General features: G+C 61.7%; 20 protein-coding genes. 14 read left to right on the top strand and 6 right to left on the bottom strand.

The window, feature by feature from the left end:
• Window positions 1-2 precede the first annotated feature (2 nt).
• The 12 genes from RHM69_RS12440 to hemN all read left to right on the top strand — a co-directional run bounded on the left by RHM69_RS12440 (window position 3) and on the right by hemN (window position 12,076).
• Window positions 3-203 (top strand): cbb3-type cytochrome oxidase subunit 3, encoded by a 201-nt coding sequence (locus RHM69_RS12440; RefSeq protein WP_003193161.1) that lies wholly within the window; start codon window positions 3-5, stop codon window positions 201-203.
• On the top strand, window positions 200-1,147 hold the full coding sequence (ccoP, locus tag RHM69_RS12445; RefSeq protein ID WP_014719442.1) for a cytochrome-c oxidase, cbb3-type subunit III: 948 nt from the start codon (window positions 200-202) through the stop codon (window positions 1,145-1,147). The genes RHM69_RS12440 and ccoP (RHM69_RS12445) overlap by 4 nt, the downstream gene beginning before the upstream one ends.
• Before the next feature lie 353 nt (window positions 1,148-1,500).
• Window positions 1,501-2,943, top strand: coding sequence for a cytochrome-c oxidase, cbb3-type subunit I (ccoN, locus tag RHM69_RS12450; RefSeq protein WP_014719443.1), 1,443 nt, complete (start codon window positions 1,501-1,503; stop codon window positions 2,941-2,943).
• Window positions 2,943-3,551 (top strand): cytochrome-c oxidase, cbb3-type subunit II, encoded by a 609-nt coding sequence (gene ccoO / locus RHM69_RS12455; RefSeq protein WP_003193167.1) that lies wholly within the window; start codon window positions 2,943-2,945, stop codon window positions 3,549-3,551. The genes ccoN and ccoO overlap by 1 nt, the downstream gene beginning before the upstream one ends.
• Before the next feature lie 5 nt (window positions 3,552-3,556).
• A complete protein-coding gene (locus tag RHM69_RS12460; protein WP_003193169.1) occupies window positions 3,557-3,742 on the top strand; it encodes a CcoQ/FixQ family Cbb3-type cytochrome c oxidase assembly chaperone in 186 nt (61 codons plus the stop codon).
• Window positions 3,739-4,716: a cytochrome-c oxidase, cbb3-type subunit III gene (gene ccoP / locus RHM69_RS12465; protein WP_200600942.1), complete on the top strand. Its 978-nt coding sequence runs from the start codon at window positions 3,739-3,741 to the stop codon at window positions 4,714-4,716. Before RHM69_RS12460 ends, ccoP (RHM69_RS12465) begins: the two co-directional genes overlap by 4 nt.
• A 429-nt stretch (window positions 4,717-5,145) precedes the next feature.
• Entirely contained in the window at window positions 5,146-6,549 is a 1,404-nt protein-coding gene (ccoG, locus tag RHM69_RS12470) for a cytochrome c oxidase accessory protein CcoG (protein ID WP_014719445.1), read from the top strand.
• A 14-nt stretch (window positions 6,550-6,563) separates the two neighbouring features.
• Window positions 6,564-7,103: a FixH family protein gene (locus RHM69_RS12475; protein WP_014719446.1), complete on the top strand. Its 540-nt coding sequence runs from the start codon at window positions 6,564-6,566 to the stop codon at window positions 7,101-7,103.
• Between the two features lie 125 nt (window positions 7,104-7,228).
• Complete coding sequence (locus tag RHM69_RS12480; protein ID WP_014719447.1) at window positions 7,229-9,679, top strand: heavy metal translocating P-type ATPase; 2,451 nt, start codon at window positions 7,229-7,231, stop codon at window positions 9,677-9,679.
• 22 nt (window positions 9,680-9,701) lie between these two features.
• Window positions 9,702-9,914 carry a cbb3-type cytochrome oxidase assembly protein CcoS gene (gene ccoS, locus RHM69_RS12485; protein ID WP_014719448.1) on the top strand — a complete coding sequence of 71 codons (213 nt, stop codon included), beginning with the start codon at window positions 9,702-9,704 and terminating at the stop codon, window positions 9,912-9,914.
• Window positions 9,907-10,590 carry a sulfite exporter TauE/SafE family protein gene (locus RHM69_RS12490; protein ID WP_200600944.1) on the top strand — a complete coding sequence of 228 codons (684 nt, stop codon included), beginning with the start codon at window positions 9,907-9,909 and terminating at the stop codon, window positions 10,588-10,590. Before ccoS ends, RHM69_RS12490 begins: the two co-directional genes overlap by 8 nt.
• A 103-nt stretch (window positions 10,591-10,693) precedes the next feature.
• Complete coding sequence (hemN, locus tag RHM69_RS12495) at window positions 10,694-12,076, top strand: oxygen-independent coproporphyrinogen III oxidase (RefSeq protein WP_200600945.1); 1,383 nt, start codon at window positions 10,694-10,696, stop codon at window positions 12,074-12,076.
• 6 nt (window positions 12,077-12,082) lie between these two features.
• On the opposite strand, the gene RHM69_RS12500 is transcribed toward hemN, so the two are convergent.
• On the bottom strand, window positions 12,083-12,544 hold the full coding sequence (locus RHM69_RS12500; RefSeq protein WP_014719451.1) for a hypothetical protein: 462 nt from the start codon (window positions 12,542-12,544) through the stop codon (window positions 12,083-12,085).
• A gap of 155 nt (window positions 12,545-12,699) precedes the next feature.
• Here RHM69_RS12500 and fnr point away from each other — a divergent pair, with 155 nt between their 5' ends.
• Together fnr and RHM69_RS12510 are read left to right on the top strand one after the other, a co-directional pair.
• Window positions 12,700-13,434 carry a fumarate/nitrate reduction transcriptional regulator Fnr gene (fnr, locus tag RHM69_RS12505; RefSeq protein WP_005790290.1) on the top strand — a complete coding sequence of 245 codons (735 nt, stop codon included), beginning with the start codon at window positions 12,700-12,702 and terminating at the stop codon, window positions 13,432-13,434.
• Between the two features lie 76 nt (window positions 13,435-13,510).
• Window positions 13,511-14,059 (top strand): adenine phosphoribosyltransferase, encoded by a 549-nt coding sequence (locus tag RHM69_RS12510; RefSeq protein WP_003193191.1) that lies wholly within the window; start codon window positions 13,511-13,513, stop codon window positions 14,057-14,059.
• 109 nt (window positions 14,060-14,168) lie between these two features.
• Here RHM69_RS12510 and RHM69_RS12515 read toward each other — a convergent pair whose 3' ends face one another.
• From RHM69_RS12515 to dnaX, 5 genes are all read right to left on the bottom strand, one after another.
• Window positions 14,169-15,317, bottom strand: a complete 1,149-nt coding sequence (locus RHM69_RS12515; RefSeq protein WP_322255501.1) for an acyl-CoA dehydrogenase family protein — start codon at window positions 15,315-15,317, stop codon at window positions 14,169-14,171.
• A 211-nt stretch (window positions 15,318-15,528) separates the two neighbouring features.
• Window positions 15,529-16,131: a recombination mediator RecR gene (gene recR / locus RHM69_RS12520; RefSeq protein WP_200600946.1), complete on the bottom strand. Its 603-nt coding sequence runs from the start codon at window positions 16,129-16,131 to the stop codon at window positions 15,529-15,531.
• Window positions 16,132-16,197: 66 nt separating this feature from the next.
• Entirely contained in the window at window positions 16,198-17,232 is a 1,035-nt protein-coding gene (locus RHM69_RS12525) for an NADP-dependent oxidoreductase (RefSeq protein WP_003193196.1), read from the bottom strand.
• A gap of 139 nt (window positions 17,233-17,371) precedes the next feature.
• Entirely contained in the window at window positions 17,372-17,710 is a 339-nt protein-coding gene (locus tag RHM69_RS12530) for a YbaB/EbfC family nucleoid-associated protein (RefSeq protein WP_003193199.1), read from the bottom strand.
• A 43-nt stretch (window positions 17,711-17,753) separates the two neighbouring features.
• Window positions 17,754-19,835 (bottom strand): DNA polymerase III subunit gamma/tau, encoded by a 2,082-nt coding sequence (gene dnaX / locus RHM69_RS12535; RefSeq protein ID WP_200600947.1) that lies wholly within the window; start codon window positions 19,833-19,835, stop codon window positions 17,754-17,756.
• Window positions 19,836-19,880: the final 45 nt, after the last annotated feature.

A 19,880-nucleotide genomic window follows, 5' to 3' on the forward strand; every position in this document is an offset into this window, starting at 1 on the left:
CCATGGGATTTGAATTCGATGCGGGCACCATCCGCGGCCTTGGCACGCTGGTGGTCGCCATCGCCTTTATCGGCCTGTCGCTGTGGGTGTTCAACAACCGCCGCAACGCGGAATTCGAGCAGGCCCGCCTGCTGCCGTTTGCCGATGAACCTTCCCCACCCGACGCTCAAGCAGAGCCAGCCACAAGGAGCACTCGGCCATGACTACGTTCTGGAGTACATGGATCTGCGTATTGACCCTGGGCAGCCTCATCGGCCTGACCTGGCTGTTGGTCGGCACTCGCAAGGGCGAGACCAAGGGCAGCGTCGACCAGACCATGGGCCACGCCTTCGACGGTATCGAGGAATACGATAACCCGCTGCCCCAGTGGTGGTTCATGTTGTTCGCCGGCACCCTGGTGTTTGCCGTCGGCTACCTGATCCTCTACCCGGGCCTGGGCAACTGGAAAGGTGTACTGCCGGGCTATGAGGACGGCTGGACCCAGACCAAGGAATGGGACAAGGAAATGGCCAAGGCCGACGCCAGGTTCGGGCCGATCTTCGCCAAGTTCGCGGCCATGCCGGTAGAAGAAGTGGCCAAGGACCCGCAAGCATTGAAGATGGGCGGTCGCCTGTTCGCCTCCAACTGCGCGGTATGCCACGGCTCGGACGCCAAGGGCGCCTATGGCTTCCCCAACCTGGCGGACAGCAACTGGCGCTGGGGCGGTTCGGCCGAGGCCATCAAGGCCACCATTCTGAACGGTCGCCATGCGGCGATGCCGGCCTGGGGTGAAGTGCTGGGCGAGGACGGGGTGAAAAACGTCGCCGCTTACGTGCGCCACGACCTGGCCAAGTTGCCGTTGCCCGCCGACAACACCGCCGACCTGGCAGCCGGCCAAGCCGCCTTCAGCACCACCTGCGTGGCGTGTCATGGTCCGCAAGGTCACGGCGTGGAAGCCATGGGCGCGCCCAACCTGACCGAGCCTGCCGGGTTTATCTACGGCACCAGCCTGGCACAGTTGCAGCAGACCATCCGCCATGGTCGCCAGGGCCAGATGCCGGCCCAGGACGTGCTGCAAGGCAATGACAAGGTGCACCTGCTGGCGGCTTACGTGTACAGCCTGTCCCATAACGCTGATGGTGCAACGCCAGATAGCCAACCGCAGTAAAAGCCTTATCTGTGGCGAGGGAGCTTGCTCCCTCGCCACAGGCACAAGTCGCGACCAAGTGTCGCACCCCTTCCAAACCCAACTTTCCCCTCCTCCTATTCGGGTCTACGCTTGTTCCCACAGTGGAGCAATTCTGGCGTAGACGACGGTATTCGTTGCGCCCCCTAAAATTCCTGTCCACTTGATCAGCTTTCTATTTCGGTCTTTGTCCTTACACCAAACATGGAAAGGGCGCAGAATCTGGCGTGGAACGCATTGATACAGGTCAGCCATTGCGTTGCAATGGCCCCTCGGTTTCTACATACTTGCGGCCGATTTTACCTATAAAAAAACCTAAACCGTGGAACCTTAGAATGAGCACAGCAATCAGTCCGACTGCTTATAACTATAAGGTAGTCCGCCAGTTCGCCATCATGACGGTGGTCTGGGGGATCCTTGGCATGGGGCTCGGGGTGTTCATCGCCTCGCAACTGGTTTGGCCGCAATTGAATTTCGACCTGCCCTGGACGACCTTCGGCCGCCTGCGCCCGCTGCACACCAACCTGGTGATCTTCGCCTTCGGCGGATGTGCACTGTTTGCCACCTCCTACTATGTCGTGCAGCGCACTTGCCAGACGCGACTGATTTCCGATGGTCTTGCCGCCTTCACCTTCTGGGGCTGGCAGGCGGTCATCGTCGGCGCCATCATCAGCCTGCCCCTGGGCTACACCACCACCAAGGAATACGCTGAGCTGGAATGGCCGATCGCCATTTTGCTTGCCATTGTGTGGGTGACCTACGGCCTGGTGTTCTTTGGCACCATCGTCAAGCGCAAGACCAAGCACATCTACGTAGGCAACTGGTTCTACGGGGCCTTTATCGTGGTCACTGCGATGCTGCACATCGTCAACCACGCCTCCCTGCCGGTGAACCTGTTCAAGTCCTATTCGGCCTATTCCGGCGCAACGGACGCGATGATCCAGTGGTGGTACGGCCACAACGCCGTAGGCTTCTTCCTCACCACCGGTTTCCTGGGGATGATGTACTACTTCGTGCCCAAGCAGGCCGAGCGTCCGATCTACTCTTATCGCCTGTCCATCGTGCACTTCTGGGCGCTGATCACCCTGTACATCTGGGCCGGCCCTCACCACTTGCACTACACCGCCTTGCCGGATTGGGCACAGTCCCTGGGCATGGCGATGTCGATCATCCTGCTGGCGCCAAGCTGGGGCGGCATGATCAACGGCATGATGACCCTCTCGGGCGCCTGGCATAAGCTGCGCACCGACCCGATCCTGCGGTTTTTGGTGGTGTCCCTGGCGTTCTACGGCATGTCGACCTTCGAAGGGCCGATGATGGCAATCAAGACCGTCAACTCTCTGTCCCACTACACCGACTGGACCATCGGCCACGTACATGCCGGCGCTCTGGGCTGGGTAGCGATGATCTCCATCGGCGCGCTGTACCACATGATCCCCAAACTGTTCGGCCGCGTGCAGATGCACAGCGTCGGGCTGATCAACGCGCACTTCTGGCTGGCCACTATTGGCACCGTGCTCTACATCGCCTCGATGTGGGTCAACGGCATCACCCAGGGCCTGATGTGGCGTGCGATCAACGATGACGGCACCCTCACCTATTCCTTCGTCGAAGCGCTGCAAGCCAGCCACCCGGGCTTTATCGTACGTGCCCTGGGCGGTGCGTTCTTTGCCAGTGGCATGTTGTTGATGGCCTACAACGTCTGGCGCACCGTGCGTGCCAGCGACCCTGTAGAAGCCGAAGCCGCCGCCAAGATCGCCGTTGTGGGAGCTCACTGATGAAGCATGAAGTCGTCGAGAAGAACATCGGCCTGCTGGCCTTCTTCATGGTCATCGCCGTGAGCATTGGCGGCCTGACCCAAATCGTCCCACTGTTTTTCCAGGACGTGACCAACAAGCCGGTCGAAGGTATGAAGCCGCGCACCGCCCTTGAACTGGAAGGCCGCGACGTCTACATCGCCAACGGTTGCGTGGGCTGCCACTCGCAGATGATCCGCCCCTTCCGCGCCGAAACCGAACGCTACGGCCACTACTCGGTCGCCGGTGAAAGCGTGTGGGACCACCCGTTCCTGTGGGGTTCCAAGCGCACCGGCCCGGACCTGGCCCGTGTGGGCGGGCGTTACTCCGATGACTGGCAGCGTGCGCACCTGTACAACCCGCGCAACGTCGTGCCTGAGTCGAAAATGCCGGCGTACCCGTTCCTCGTGGAAAACAAGCTCGACGGCAAGGACACCGCGAAGAAGATGGAAGTCTTGCGCACCCTGGGCGTGCCCTACACCGACGAAGACATCGCCGGTGCGGCCGCCGCCGTGAAGGGCAAGACCGAAATGGACGCATTGGTGGCCTACCTGCAAGGCCTTGGCACCATCATCAAAAGCAAACGGTGACCTACATGGATATCGGGATGATTCGTGGCCTGGGCACCGTTGTGGTGATGGTGGCCTTTATCGGCCTGGCGTTGTGGGTGTTCAGCCCACGGCGCAAGTCGGAGTTTGACGACGCGACCATGCTGCCCTTCGCAGATGACCCCGAAGCCATCAAGCACGTCGAGCAAGCTTCTAGGAGTAACAAAGAATGACTACGTTCTGGAGTCTGTACGTCACAGTCCTCAGTCTGGGTACCATCTTCGCCCTGACCTGGCTGCTGCTGTCGACCCGCAAGGGCCAGCGCACCGAGCAGACGGACGAGACCGTCGGCCACTCGTTCGACGGCATCGAGGAGTACGACAACCCGCTGCCCAAGTGGTGGTTCATGCTGTTTGTCGGCACCATCGTCTTCGCCCTTGGTTACCTGGTGCTCTACCCTGGCCTCGGCAACTGGAAGGGCCTGCTGCCAGGCTACAACTACCTCGACAACGACAAGCAAACCCCGTTCGCCAACGGCCAGACCGGCTGGACCGGCGTGCACGAGTGGGAAAAGGAAATGGCCAGGTCGGAGGCCAAGTTCGGGCCGATCTTCGCCAAATTCGCGTCGATGCCGATTGAAGAAGTCGCCGAGGACCCGCAAGCCTTGAAGATGGGCGGCCGCCTGTTCGCCTCCAACTGCTCGGTGTGCCACGGCTCCGACGCCAAAGGCGCCTACGGCTTCCCCAACCTGACCGACGCCGACTGGCGCTGGGGCGGTGAACCCAACACCATCAAGGAAACCATCATGAAGGGCCGCCACGCGGTGATGCCGGGCTGGGCCGAAGTCATCGGTGAGCAAGGCGTGGCTGACGTAGCAGGCTTTGTGGTGACCCAACTCGATGGCCGCAAACTGCCGGAAGGCGCCAAGGCCGATGTGGCCAACGGTGAGAAACTCTTCGCCGCCAACTGCGTGGCCTGCCACGGCCCGGCTGGTAAAGGCACCCCAGCCATGGGCGCGCCCGACCTGACGCATCCGGGTGCGTTCATCTACGGTTCAAGCTTCGCGCAACTGCAGCAGACCATCCGTTATGGCCGCCAGGGCCAGATGCCGGCGCAGGAGCAGTTGCAGGGCAATGACAAAGTGCACTTGCTTGCGGCGTATGTGTATAGCTTGTCTCATGGGGATAAGAAGGCTGAGGAGCAGTAAAGTTAGCTGAGCACGCCATGGCCTCGCCACTGAGAGAGCGGCGGGGTCATTTCTTGAAAAGCTTAGATCCGGGGTGGGAGCTGGCGTGCCTGCGAAAGCGCTCTGTCCGTCACAAATAGGCTGACCGGCCCATCGCTTTCGCAGGCAAGCCAGCTCCCACATTTGTCCTCCTGCACATTCAAGACCGGGCCTGTTGACGGGATGGCCTTGAGACCTGCCGCGTCACCACAACCACAAAAACCGTCCATACTTGCCAAGTCAATTGATCCAGGTCACGTACACCATCAATTGACTTCCCCCAACGCGACCAAAGGTCGCACCCTTTGCGCACCATCGGGGGCGTATCATTAGGCCACTGCAACACCCTTAATTTGACCCCGGCTGGCACGTACTGGCCGAGGCAAATCTCCACCGCCGTGGGATGCAATGATGAGCGACCAGATACCGGTACATGACGTTACCCCGCCTGCCAAAACCGTCGACCTCTACGCTTCGCGTGAGAAGATTTACACCCGAGCCTTCACTGGCTTGTTCCGCAATCTGCGCATGGTCGGCGGTGCCGCTCTGTTTCTGCTGTACTTCGGCACCGTGTGGCTGAACTGGGGGGGTCACCAGGCGGTATGGTGGAACCTGCCGGAGCGTAAATTCTTTATTTTTGGTGCAACGTTCTGGCCTCAGGATTTCATCCTGCTGTCGGGCATTCTCATTGTCGCGGCCTTTGGCCTGTTCTTTATCACCGTATACGCCGGGCGCGTGTGGTGCGGCTATACCTGCCCGCAAAGCGTGTGGACATGGATCTTCATGTGGTGCGAAAAGGTCACCGAAGGCGACCGCAACCAGCGCATCAAGCTCGACAAGGCGCCCATGAGCGCCAACAAATTCCTGCGCAAATTCAGCAAGCACAGCCTGTGGCTGCTGATCGGCTTTGCCACCGGCCTCACTTTTGTCGGCTACTTTTCACCGATCCGTGAACTGGTATTCGATTTCTTCACCGGCCAGGCCGATGGCTGGTCGTATTTCTGGGTGGGTTTCTTCACCCTCGCCACCTACGGCAACGCCGGCTGGCTGCGTGAGCAGGTGTGCATCTACATGTGCCCCTATGCGCGCTTCCAGAGCGTGATGTTCGACAAGGACACCTTGATCGTGTCCTATGACCCCCGCCGTGGCGAAGTGCGTGGCCCACGTAAAAAGGGTACCGACTACAAGGCCCAGGGCCTGGGCGACTGCATCGACTGCACGATGTGCGTGCAGGTGTGCCCTACCGGTATCGATATCCGCGACGGGCTGCAAATCGAGTGCATCGGTTGCGCCGCCTGTATCGATGCCTGCGACAACATCATGGACAAGATGGAGTACCCACGCGGCCTGATCAGCTACACCACCGAACACAACCTGTCGGGGCAGAAAACCCATAAGCTGCGCCCGCGCCTGATCGGTTACGCCCTGGTGTTGCTGGCGATGATCAGCCTGTTGGTGGCGGCCTTCTTCATGCGCTCGCTGGTGGGTTTCGACGTCAGCAAGGACCGCGTGCTGTACCGTGAAAACGCCGAAGGACGCATCGAAAACGTCTACAGCCTGAAGATCATGAACAAAGACCAGCGCGACCACACCTACGTGCTCGACGCCGCTGGCCTGCCAGACCTCAAGCTGCAAGGCCGACGTGAAATCAAAGTGGCCGCGGGCGATATCGTCAGCATGCCGGTGGAGTTGTCGAGTGCGCCGGAGCAGTTGCCGTCGAGCACCAACGAGGTGACCTTCGTCCTCAAGGACGCCGATGACACCAGCGTCCATATTGAAGCCAAGAGCCGATTCATCGGCCCACAAGTTCGTTAACAGGGAACACACGCATGCCTGCAACTACTGCCGCCAGCCCTTGGTACAAACACCTCTGGCCCTGGATCATCATCGCGATTCTGGCCTGCTCAGTGACCCTGACCTTGTCCATGGTGACCATCGCAGTGAACAACCCGGACAACCTGGTCAACGACAACTACTACGAGGCCGGCAAAGGCATCAACCGTTCCCTGGACCGCGAGCGCCTGGCCCAGACCCTGCAACTGCGCGGCAAGCTGCACCTGGACGAACTGACCGGCGAGGTCGAGCTGCAACTGACTGGCTACAGCAATCCAAATACTCTGGAGCTGAACCTGATCTCCCCGACCCAGCCAGAGAAGGATCGCAAGATCAACCTCACCCGCAGCGACAGCGAGCCCGGTCGCTACATCGGCCAGGTCACCGACAAGGTCGAAGGTCGCCGTTTCGTGGAACTGCTTGGCGTGGAGGGCGGCAACACCTGGCGCCTGTTCGAAGAAGAAGAGGTCAGCCACGACAAGGACTTGCTGCTGGGTGACGAACCGTTGCAGGGCGCCGAGGACCTGAAGAAGTAGACGATGATCGTTCCCACGCTCTGCGTGGTAACGCCTTGCTGGACGCTCTGCGTCTGCTTTGTGACGCAGAGCGTCACGGGCAACATTCCCACGCAAAGCGTGGGAACGATCTACGGAACTGAGCAATGACCCAACCCACCCCCTGCTACCACTGCGCCCTACCCGTCCCCTCCGGCAGTCGGTTCACCGCCCAGATCCTCGGCGAACGCCGTGAACTCTGCTGCCCGGGCTGCCAGGCCGTGGCCGAGGCGATAGTGGCCGGCGGGCTGGAAAGCTATTACCAACACCGCAGCGAAGCCTCGGCCAACCCCGAGGCGCTGCCCGTGCAGTTGGTGGACGAGCTGGCGCTGTACGACCGCGCCGATGTGCAAAAACCCTTTGTACGCCATCAGGGCGAGCTGGCCGAAACCACCCTGCTGATGGAAGGCATCAGTTGCGCCGCCTGCGGCTGGTTGATCGAGAAACACCTGCGCAGCCTGCCTGCCGTGGCCGAAGCGCGACTGAACCTGTCCAACCACCGCCTACACGTGCGCTGGGCCGATGGGCAATTGCCGTTGAGCCAACTGCTCAGCGAGCTGCGCCATATCGGTTACGCCGCCCATCCTTATCAGGCCGACCGCGCAGCCGAACAATTGGCCAGCGAGAATCGACTGGCCCTGCGACAACTGGGAGTCGCCGGCTTGCTGTGGTTCCAGGCCATGATGGCAACCATGGCCACTTGGCCGGAATTCAATATCGACCTGAGCCCGGAATTGCACGTCATCCTGCGCTGGGTTGCGATGTTTCTGACAACGCCCATCGTGTTCTACAGCTGCGCGCCCTTCTTCAAAGGCGCCCTGCGTGACTTGCGCACACGCCACCTGACCATGGACGTCTCGGTGTCCCTGGCGATTGGCGGCGCGTACCTGGCCGGCATCTGGACCGCGATCACTGGCGTAGGCGAGTTGTATTTCGATGCCGTGGGCATGTTTGCCCTGTTCCTGCTGGCCGGGCGCTACCTTGAGCGCCGCGCCCGGGAGCGCACTGCCGCAGCCACCGCCCAACTGGTCAACCTGTTGCCCGCCTCCTGCCTGCGCCTCAAAGACGATGGCCAGAGCGAGCGCATCCTGCTTAGCGAATTGGCGCTGGGTGATCGCGTGCTGGTACACCCCGGCTCCGTACTGCCGGCGGATGGCGTGATTCTCGACGGCCAATCCAGCATCGATGAATCCCTGCTGACCGGCGAGTACCTGCCGCAACCTCGGCGCACGGGCGACAACGTCACGGCCGGCACGCTGAATGTCGAAGGCGCGCTGACCGTTCAGGTGCGCGCCCTGGGGCATGACACGCGCTTGTCCGCCATCGTGCGCCTACTGGAGCGCGCCCAGGCCGAGAAGCCGCGCCTGGCGCAGATCGCCGACCGCGCTGCACAGTGGTTCCTGTTGTGCTCGCTGATCGCCGCTGCGCTGATCGGCCTGCTGTGGTGGGAGCTGGACCCGTCGCGGGCGTTCTGGATTGTGCTGGCGATGCTGGTGGCGACCTGTCCGTGCGCTCTGTCCCTGGCCACGCCCACCGCGCTCACCGCCGCCACCGGCACCTTGCACAGTCTCGGGTTGCTGCTGACCCGCGGCCATGTGCTTGAGGGCCTGAACCAGGTTGATACGGTGATTTTCGACAAGACCGGCACCCTCACCGAAGGGCGCCTGGCGTTGCGCGCCATTCGGCCCTTGAGTGCGCTGGACAGCGACCAATGCCTGGGCCTGGCCGCCGCCCTGGAGAACCGTTCCGAACACCCGATTGCCCGTGCCTTCGGCCGTGCGCCGCTGGCCGCCGATGAAGTGCTGAGCACCCCAGGCCTGGGCCTGGAAGGTCGTGTGGGCGAACGTTTGTTGCGCATCGGCCAGCCGGGTTTTGTCTGTGAACTCAGTGGCTGTGCGATTCCCGCCTCACCGGACGAAGCCGGGCAATGGCTGCTGCTGGGCGACCGCAGCGGGGCGCTGGCCTGGTTCGTACTGGATGACCGCCTGCGCAGCGACGCACCCGCCTTGCTCGCCGCATGCAAGGCGCGGGGCTGGCGCACGCTGTTGCTCTCCGGCGACAGTTCGCCGATGGTGGCCAGTGTCGCCTCTGAGCTGGGTATCGACGAAGCCCACGGCAGCCTGCGCCCTGACGACAAGCTGAAGGTACTGCAAAACCTGCACAAAGAAGGTCGCAAAGTGCTGATGCTTGGCGATGGAGTCAATGATGTGCCGGTGCTGGCCGCCGCTGATATCAGCGTGGCGATGGGCTCGGCCACGGACCTGGCGAAAACCAGCGCCGATGCGGTGCTGTTGTCCAACCGCCTGGATGCGCTGGTGCAGGCCTTCAGCCTGGCGCGGCGCACTCGCCGAGTGATCATCGAGAACCTGTTGTGGGCCGGGTTGTACAATGGGCTTATGCTGCCGTTTGCGGCCCTGGGTTGGATCACTCCGATCTGGGCGGCGATCGGCATGTCCCTCAGTTCGTTGACCGTGGTGCTCAACGCGTTGCGCCTCACTCGCCTGCCGAGCGCGCAAGCCTCGGGCACCGCCCCAGTAACCCGCTCGCTGCCGGCCTGAGCCGCGTGGGCATGGAGTACAGATGCCAGCTCTCTACGTGATGATTCCGGCGGCACTGCTGTTAGTGGGCGTGGCCATCTACATCTTCTTCTGGGCCGTGGACAGCGGCCAGTACGAAGACCTCGATGGCCCGGCCCACAGCGTGCTGTTCGACGACCAGGACCCGAACCACCTGGCCGCCATCGATGAAGCCAACAACCCCGAGCAAGCGCCCAAAGAGCCGCCCCATGCTTGAGCTGGCGCCCTTGCTGGTCTCGGCGCTGATCCTAGGCCTGCTTGGCGGCGGCCATTGCCTGGGCATGTGCGGCGGACTGATGGGCGCGCTGACCCTGGCGATCCCCAAGGAACAACGCAGCCGCCGTTTTCGCCTGCTGCTGGCGTACAACCTGGGGCGCATCCTCAGCTATGCCACCGCCGGTTTATTGATCGGCCTGGCCGGTTGGGCGGTGGCCAACAGCCCGGCGGCGATGTTCATGCGAGTGCTTGCCGGGCTGCTGCTGATCTGCATGGGCCTGTACCTGGCCGGCTGGTGGAGCGGCCTCACCCGTATCGAAAGCCTGGGACGCGGCCTGTGGCGGCATCTGCAGCCGGTCGCCAACCGTTTGGTGCCGGTGTCCAGCCTGCCCCGTGCCTTGCTGCTAGGCGCGCTGTGGGGCTGGTTGCCGTGCGGGCTCGTCTACAGCACCCTGCTATGGGCGGCGAGCCAGGGCAATGCACTGGACAGCGCCTTGCTGATGCTGGCGTTCGGGCTGGGCACCTGGCCGGTGCTACTGGCCACCGGGCTGGCCGCCGAACGGGTGACGGCGTTATTGCGCAAGCGCAGCGTGCGGGTGACCGGTGGGGTGCTGGTGATGATCTTCGGCCTCTGGACCTTGCCCGGCCCCCATCAGCACTGGCTAATGGGGCATTAGCAGGCCCTGTGGCATAGCGCCGCTCCCCGTTGATGCAAATCAAGATGCCTGCACCGCCCTGCCCCTAGACTCGGCCCACTAGCCAATCCGGGGGACCGCCCGCATGCTCGACGCCATTCGTTGGGACACAGATCTGATTCACCGCTACGACTTGGCGGGGCCGCGCTACACGTCCTACCCTACCGCCGTACAATTTGACAGCCAGGTCGGTACTTTCGACCTGCTCCACGCCCTGCGTGACAGCCGCAAGGCCGTAAGGCCACTGTCGCTGTATGTGCATGTGCCGTTCTGCGCCAACATTTGTTACTACTGCGCCTGCAACAAGGTGATCACCAAGGACCGTGGCCGCGCCCAGGCCTACCTGCAGCGCTTGGAGCAGGAAATCCAGCTGGTGGCCTGCCACCTCGACCCGCAGCAGCCCGTGGAGCAACTGCATTTGGGCGGCGGTACGCCCACGTTTCTCAGCCACGATGAACTGCGCCAGGTGATGAAATGCCTGCGCCAGCATTTCAATTTGCTGGATGACGATTCGGGCGACTACGGCATCGAAATCGACCCACGCGAAGCCGACTGGGCCACCATGGGCCTGCTACGCGAACTGGGCTTTAACCGCGTGAGCATCGGCCTGCAAGACCTCGACCCCGAGGTGCAACGGGCGGTCAACCGCCTGCAAAGCCTGGAAGAAACCCGCGCCGTGATCGATGCAGCGCGCACCTTGCAATTTCGCTCGATCAATATCGACCTGATCTACGGCCTGCCCAAGCAGTCGCCGTTGAACTTTGCGCGCACCGTGGAAGAAGTCATCCGCTTACAGCCTGACCGCCTGTCCGTGTTCAACTACGCGCACCTGCCGGAACGCTTCATGCCCCAACGGCGGATCAACACTGACGAGCTGCCCTCACCAGCGGAAAAACTGCTGATGCTGCAAACCACCATCGAACAACTGACCCAAGCCGGTTACCGCTACATCGGCATGGACCACTTTGCCCTGCCGGACGACGAATTGGCCGTCGCCCAGGAAGAAGGCAAACTGCAGCGCAACTTCCAGGGTTACACCACCCACGGGCACTGCGACTTGATTGGGCTGGGGGTGTCAGCGATCAGTCAGATCGGCGACCTGTATTGCCAGAACAGCAGTGATCTGAACCAGTACCAGAATGCCTTGGCGGGTGCGCAATTGGCGACCAGCCGCGGCCTGGTCTGCACTACGGACGACCGGTTGCGACGGGCTGTAATCCAGCAGTTGATCTGCAATTTCAGCCTGGCATTCGAGGGGATCGACCAGGCGTACAACATCGATTTTCGCGGCTATTTTGCCGAGTTATGGCCGCAGCTGGAAACGATGGCCGCCGACGGCCTGATCGCGTTGGACGCCCAGGGCATTCGTGTGCTCCCGGCCGGGCGCTTGCTGGTGCGTTCAGTGTGCATGGTGTTCGATGCCTACCTGGAGCACCAGAACAGGCAACGATTTTCGCGGGTCATCTAGACGTACTTACTTCATGGCCAGGCTGGCAGCCTTGACTGCATCACCGGCACTCATGTCTTTCATCGCCTTGGTCAGGGACGCCTGGGCGCTGGTCAAGCTGGCTTGCAGTGCGCTCAACGCTGACTGCAGCCCGGAGAGTCGGGCACGGGCCTGTTCTGGGCTGAGATTTCTGTCGGCCATTACCGCAGCCATCTCGGCTTGTTTCTCGGCAATCTGCTTTTTGATCTCACGAATCATCTTGAGCAGATTCTTGACGTTGTCCGCCAGGCCGCTGTCGTCGATGTCACTGTTTGTGGCTTTTTCCGCCGCAGCAGCTTTCATCGCGGCGCCGGAGATGGTCACCGAAACGGCAGGCTTGGCTTCGTCGGTCGTCGGGATCGCGGCAACATCCGGTTCGGCAGCTTTCTTGGGTTCGGGCAGTGCCTGGATCTGAGTGCGCGAAGCGAGTTGAGCAGTGAGGGCTAACATGGTCTGAGCCGCCGTATTTGTAGTCGATAGCAGTACTATCGGCGGTTTTAGCCAAATCTTTATATACCGGTCGGTTTTTTGTACACGCTGGCCTCCGTGCCCCCCAGTGCGTTACCCTTACGTCTTATGTGTGTTTTCCCACAAGGATTTAAGAAATGTCCGAGCCAGTCAAACTGCGCGCTCACAGCCAGGCCCATTGCAAGGATTGCAGCCTGGCTCCCCTCTGCCTGCCACTTTCATTGAATCTGGAAGACATGGATGCGCTGGACGACATCGTCAAACGCGGCCGCCCGCTGAAAAAAGGCGAGTTTCTGTTTCGCCAGGGCGACAAGTTTGATTCCGTCTATGCAGTACGCTCTGGCGCGTTGAAGACCTTCAGCCTCAGCGACGGCGGCGAAGAGCAAATCACCGGTTTCCACCTGCCAAGCGAGTTGGTCGGGCTGTCGGGGATGGACACCGAGATTCACCCGGTGTCGGCCCAGGCCCTGGAAACCACCTCGGTGTGCGAAATCCCATTCGAGCGCCTGGATGAACTGGCCCTGCAACTGCCGCAATTGCGCCGCCAATTGATGCGCGTGATGAGCCGCGAGATTCGTGACGACCAGCAAATGATGCTGCTGCTGTCGAAGAAAACCGCCGATGAGCGCATTGCCACCTTCCTGGTCAACCTGTCGGCGCGCTTTCGCGCCCGTGGGTTCTCGGCCAACCAGTTCCGCCTGAGCATGTCGCGCAATGAGATCGGTAATTACCTGGGCCTGGCGGTTGAGACCGTGTCCCGCGTGTTTACTCGTTTCCAGCAGAACCAGTTGATCGCCGCCGAGGGCAAAGAGGTGCATATCCTCGACCCGATCCAGCTGTGTGCATTGGCTGGCGGTTCCCTGGAGGTCTGATCCAGGCTGCGGCCGCGCCAATCGGCGAGGCCGCAGGTATACTTCGAGTCCGTTTTCCGCTCTGGACTCCTCGACGATGACTTTTGATTCGTTCGACATCAAATCCCTGATTCGCCCCGTCATCGACTTCCCCAAGCCTGGGGTGATCTTCCGTGACATCACGCCGCTGTTCCAATCGCCCCGCGCCCTGCGCCTGGTGGCCGACAGCTTTGCCCAACGCTATGTCGAAGCCGACTTCACCCATATCGGTGCGATGGATGCCCGTGGCTTCCTGATCGGCTCGATCATCGCCTACCAGCTCAACAAGCCGCTCATCCTGTTTCGCAAGCAAGGCAAGCTGCCGGCGGACGTGCTGGCCGAGGGTTACCAGACCGAGTACGGCGAAGCCTTCCTGGAAGTGCACGCCGACAGCCTGTGCGAAGGCGATTCGGTGCTGATGTTCGATGACCTGATCGCCACCGGCGGCACCCTGATTGCTGCAGCGAACCTGGTGCGGCGCATGGGGGCAAAGATTTTTGAGGCTGCGGCGATTATTGATTTGCCAGAGCTGGGTGGCTCGCAGCGCTTGGCAGACATGGGGATTCCGACGTTTTGCCTGACGCAATTTGGGCTGACCGAGAGATAAAGGTCGGCAGTACTGCCGTCATCGCGGGCAAGCCCGGCTCCCACCTTGGAATGCATTCCCCTGTGGGAGCTGGGCTTGCCCGCGATGAGGCCCGAAAGAACACCCCGGTTTACAACCCCATCTGTTTACTGATGATTTCATTCATCACTTCACGCGTCCCGCCACCAATCGACAGAATCCGGTTATCGCGATAAAGCCGTTCCACCAGGCTGCCACGCATATACCCCTGCCCCCCCAATATTTGCACCGCGTCATACGTCACCCGATCAGCGGTATCGGTGGCCAGGTTCTTGGCCATGGAAATCTCTTTGATCACACTCTTGCCAGCGGCCATCTTCGCGGCCTGACGATAGGTGAACTCGCGGGAAACCTCCACGGCGGTAGCCATTTCCGCCAGGCGATGCTTGAGCACCTGGAATTTGCCGATGGGTTTGCCGAATGCTTCGCGCTGGGCGGCCCACTGGAGGCTTTCCTCCAAGGCCAGTTGCGCGGTCATGTTGGCCATGAGGGCCAAGGCCAGGCGCTCGCTATGGAAGTTGCCCATGATGCAGGCAAAGCCCATGTTCTCGACACCGATGAGATTGCCCACAGGCACGCGGCAATCGTCGAAGAACAACTCGGCGGTGTCCGACGCCCACCAGCCCATCTTCTTCAGCGGCTGGCCGACGGTGAAACCCGGGATGCCTTTTTCGATCAGCAGCAGGCTGATACCGCCAAAGCCCGGCCCACCTGTGCGCACGGCCACGGTGTAGAAATCAGCGCGAATGCCGCTGGTGATAAAGGTCTTGGCGCCGCTCACGCGGTAATGCTCGCCTTCACGTACGGCGCGGGTTTGCAGGTTGGCTACATCCGAGCCGCCGCTGGGCTCGGTGACCGCCAGGGCGATGATCTTCTCGCCGGCGAGCACCAGAGGCGCTATGCGCTCACGCACGTCGGGCCGGGCCCATTTGACGATGGGCGGCAGGCCAATATCCAGGGAGCCGAGCCCGGCCACCACGCCACCGGAGCCGCAGCGCATCAGCTCTTCGCTGGCGGCGACCTTGGCGAACAGATCGCCTTCGTGGCTGCCACCCAGCGCCTCGGGGTAGCCGATGCCCAGAACGCCCGCCGCACCGGCCTTGAGGTAAAGCTCGCGGGGAAAACTTTCCGCTTCCTCCCATTGCTCGATGCCGGGCAACATCTCGCGTTCGACGAAGCGGCGCACGCTGTCGCGGACCAATTGGTGGCTGGGATCGAAGTATTCCTGAAAGGCAGACATCGGCAAGCTCCATGGCGGGATGGAGCGAACTTACCAAGCGCTTGCTTGGTTATCAAGCCGAATACATTTTTTACCGTCACACAAAACCAATGTGGGAGCCGGGCTTGCCCGCGATGCAGACGCCTCGGTTTTTCAGGTACACCGTGGTGATGCTATCGCAGCGATGCGGCGACCCGACAAGCCAGCTCCCACATTGGGACTGCAGTGGGTTTTAAAGCGCGATCGGCTTTCGGCCTGCGAACGAGTGCGCCAGGGTGCCGCCGTCCACCAATTCCAGCTCACCACCCAACGGTACGCCATGGGCGATCCGTGAAGTAATCAAACCTTTATTGGTCAGCAACTGAGCGATGTAGTGCGCCGTGGCTTCACCTTCCACCGTCGGGTTGGTCGCCAGGATCACTTCAGTAAAGGTGCCCTGCTCTTCGATTCGCGCCACCAGTTGTGGAATACCGATGGCTTCCGGCCCCAGGCCATCGAGCGGCGACAGGTGGCCCTTGAGCACGAAGTAACGCCCGCGGTAACCGGTCTGCTCCACGGCGTACACATCCATCGGCCCTTCCACCACGCACAGCAACGTGTCGTCGCGACGCGGGTCGGCGCATTGCGGGCAGAGTTCTTCTTCGGTAAGGGTGCGGCACTGGCGGCAATGGCCCACACCTTCCATGGCCTGGCTCAGGGCATGGGCCAGGCGAGTGCCGCCGCTGCGATCACGCTCCAGCAGTTGCAGCGCCATGCGCTGGGCAGTTTTCTGGCCGACGCCGGGCAAAGTGCGCAAGGCGTCGATCAGTTGGCGAATCAGGGGGCTGAAGCTCATGGGCGAAGGGTCCGACAAAACAACGAGACGCGGTTTATACCCGCGCCCCGGATTAGCGTCAAATACTCAATCCTGCGCGACGCGCACCACCAACTTGCCGAAGTTGCGCCCTTCGAGCAGGCCGATAAAGGCTTCGGGCGCCTGCTCCAGGCCATCGACCACGTCCTCGCGGAACTTGATTTTGCCCTCGCGCACCCAAGGCGCCATAGCGCTGAGGAACTCCGGCTGGCGGTCGCCATAGTCGTCGAACACAATAAAGCCCTGGATACGTACCCGCTTGGTCAGCAAGGTGCGTTGCAGCGCCGGCAAACGGTCAGGGCCGCTGGGCGCTTCATGGGCGTTATAGCCGGCGATCAACCCGCACAGCGGCACGCGCGCCTTGGGGTTGAGCAAAGGCAGCACAGCATCGAAGACTTTACCGCCGACGTTTTCAAAGTAGATGTCCACGCCTTTGAAGCAGGCCAGGGCCAGTTCATGGGCAAAGTCTTCGCTCTTGTGGTCGATACAGGCGTCAAAGCCCAACTCATCCACCACATAGCGGCATTTGTCCGCGCCACCGGCAATGCCCACCACGCGCAAGCCCTTGAGCTTGGCCACCTGGCCCACCACCGACCCCACCGCGCCCGACGCAGCCGCCACCACCAGGGTTTCCCCGGCCTTGGGCTGGCCGATATCCATCAAGCCCATATAGGCCGTCATGCCCGGCATACCCAGTACGCCCAAGGCCATCGACGGACTCGGCAGACCCTTGGGCAGTGGGATCAGGTTATGGCCTTCGCAAATGCAGTGGCTTTGCCAGCCAGTGGCGCCGACCACCAGGTCGCCCACTTCGAATTTCGGGTTGCGCGATTGCTCGACACGGCTGACAGCCCCACCGGTCATCACTTCACCGATTTCCACGGGTGCGGCGTAGGACGGCGCGTCACTCATGCGTCCACGCATGTAGGGGTCCAAAGACAGGTACAGGGTCTTGAGCAGCACCTGGCCGTCTGCCAGGTCCGGCAGGCTGACACGTTCCAGGCGAAAGTTTTCCGGCGTGGGTGCGCCTTGAGGGCGTGAGACCAGAACGATGCGTTGGTTGAGCGTCATTTCTTGAGGCATCAGCGGGGCTCCTTTATCGGTGAGTGGTTTCAACGGTATAGGGTGCAGACCATCGGTGAAGGCTTGGGGTTCGATGTTTCGACCGGCGAAAAAAATGCCAGGCACGATGCCTGGCATTTGAGTCTAGCTAAAGCGTGTATCAGAACGGCAGTTTCATGCCCGGTGGCAGTTGCATGCCAGCGGTCACGCCGGACATTTTGTCCTGGCTGTTGGCTTCGATCTTGCGCACAGCGTCGTTGACGGCTGCGGCGAACAGCGCTTCGAGCATTTCCAGGTCATCTTCACCCACGCCCGGCAATACGCTTGGGTCGATGCTGACACGCTTGATGTCGTGACGACCGGTCATCACCACGCTGACCATATCGCCACCGGCTTTACCGGTGACTTCGGCGTTGGCCAGCTCTTCCTGCATCTTGGCCATTTTTTCCTGCATCTGCTGCGCCTGCTTCATCAGGCCGGCCATGCCACCTTTCATCATGGGAATCACCTCAAAAGTACGTGGATCAATGAATAGCCCGGTGTCATGACGCTTGGGGCACCGGGGCTTCGACAGGTTCAATAGTATCGTGGCGGACGACCGCACCGAACTGTTGCATCATTTGTTGGATAAGCGGATCTGCGTGGATCGAATCCTCAGCCTCGCGCTGGCGGTTAAGGCGCCGACGGGTCGCGGCCTGGGCCGGCGTTTCCTGCTCGGGCTTGATCAGCTCGATGGCAATGGTCAGCGTGCGCCCATGGTACTGGTTGAGCGCATCGTTGAGCCGGCGCTGCTGGGTGGCGTTGAACAAGGCGCTATGGGCCGGGTCCAGGTGCAGCAGCCAGTGGTCGCCTTCGATGGAAATCAGGGTGCAGTTGGCGGCGATACTGCCGGTCATGCCGGAGATCGGCAATTTCGGAAACAATTCCAGCCATTGCAGGGCCAGACCGGTAGCCGGGGCCGCGGCAGGTTCTGCCTCGGGCTCGGGCGCCGGTTCCGCGGTGTGCTCGCTGGCCAGTTCGTCCAGGTAGCTGTAGGCCGAATCCATGTCCGGCTCGATGTAGTCTTCGTCCAGCGGCGGTTCGTCATCCAGGTCAATGCCCGGCGTGGCCGCGTCGACCTGGGCGACCGTCGGTTCAGGAACGGGCGCCGATACCCACTCAGGGGCATCCGGCACCACGCTGTCCGGAGTCGGCGTAGGCATCGGCGTCAGCTCGGGTTGCTCGCCGGTGGTTTCCAGCACGGGCTCCACGGCGGGCTGTTGCTCGGGCTCTACTTGCGCTTCGACCGGGTCATTCCAGGGCAAGTCGACCACGGGTTCGGGCTCGGGCTCAATGACCGGCTCGGGCTCGACCACCGGTGCGACGGCAACCGGCGCAGGTTCAGGCTCAGGTGCCGGCGCAACCGGCTCAGGCACAGCAATCGCAGGCGCTGCAACTACTGGCGCGACAACGGCCGCCCCAGCCACGGGTTTGGCGGAATCAACTGTGGCCTGGCTGATCCCCACTGGCTTTAGCGGCTGTCTCGGTGCGTCTGCCGAATCTGCCGGCCGGAACGCCAGCATGCGCAGCAGCACCATTTCAAAGCCACCCCGCGGGTCGGGTGCCAGGGGCAAGTCGCGGCGACCGATCAGGCCCATCTGGTAGTAGAACTGCACGTCTTCGGCCGGCAAGGCCTGGGCCAGGGCCAATACGCGATCACGGTCGCCATGACCGTTGTCCACGCCTTCCGGCAGGGCCTGGGCGATGGCGACGCGGTGCAATACGTTGAGGATTTCCGAAAGCACGCCATTCCAATCCGGGCCTTGCTCCGACAGGTGGCGCACCGCTTCGAGCAACGCCTTGGCGTCACCCTCGATCAGCGCGTGCAGCACGTCGAACACCTGGCCGTGGTCCAGGGTACCGAGCATGGCGCGCACGTCGGCGGCCATGACCTTGCCTTCACCAAACGCGATGGCCTGGTCGGTGAGGCTCATGGCATCGCGCATCGAACCATCGGCGGCACGGCCCAGCAACCACAGCGCGTCGTCTTCGAACGGTACGTTCTCGACGCCCAGCACGTGGGTCAAATGCTCGACCACACGCTCGGGGGTCATGTTTTTCAGGGAGAACTGCAGGCACCGCGACAAAATCGTTGCCGGAAGTTTCTGCGGGTCGGTGGTGGCCAGGATGAATTTGACGTAGGGCGGCGGCTCTTCCAGGGTTTTCAACAAGGCGTTGAAGGAGTGGCTGGACAGCATGTGCACTTCGTCGATCAGGTAGACCTTGAAGCGGCCACGGCTCGGCGCGTACTGCACGTTGTCCAGCAGTTCGCGGGTGTCTTCGACCTTGGTACGACTCGCAGCGTCGATCTCGATCAGGTCGACGAAACGCCCTTCGTCGATCTCACGGCACACCGAACAGGTGCCACAAGGCGTCGAGGTAATACCGGTTTCACAATTCAGGCATTTGGCGATGATGCGCGCAATCGTGGTCTTGCCCACCCCGCGCGTACCGGTGAACAGGTAGGCGTGGTGCAGCCGTTGGCTGTCCAAGGCATTGATCAGAGCCTTGAGCACATGGGTCTGGCCGACCATTTCGCGGAACGAGCGCGGGCGCCATTTACGTGCAAGAACCTGATAACTCATCGAAAACCGTCGCAACTGGGAAGCAGAAGCCGGTAATGCTAGCGG

Origin of the sequence: Pseudomonas sp. CCI1.1, from assembly GCF_034348165.1 — a bacterium.
GTDB lineage: Bacteria > Pseudomonadota > Gammaproteobacteria > Pseudomonadales > Pseudomonadaceae > Aquipseudomonas > Aquipseudomonas paracarnis.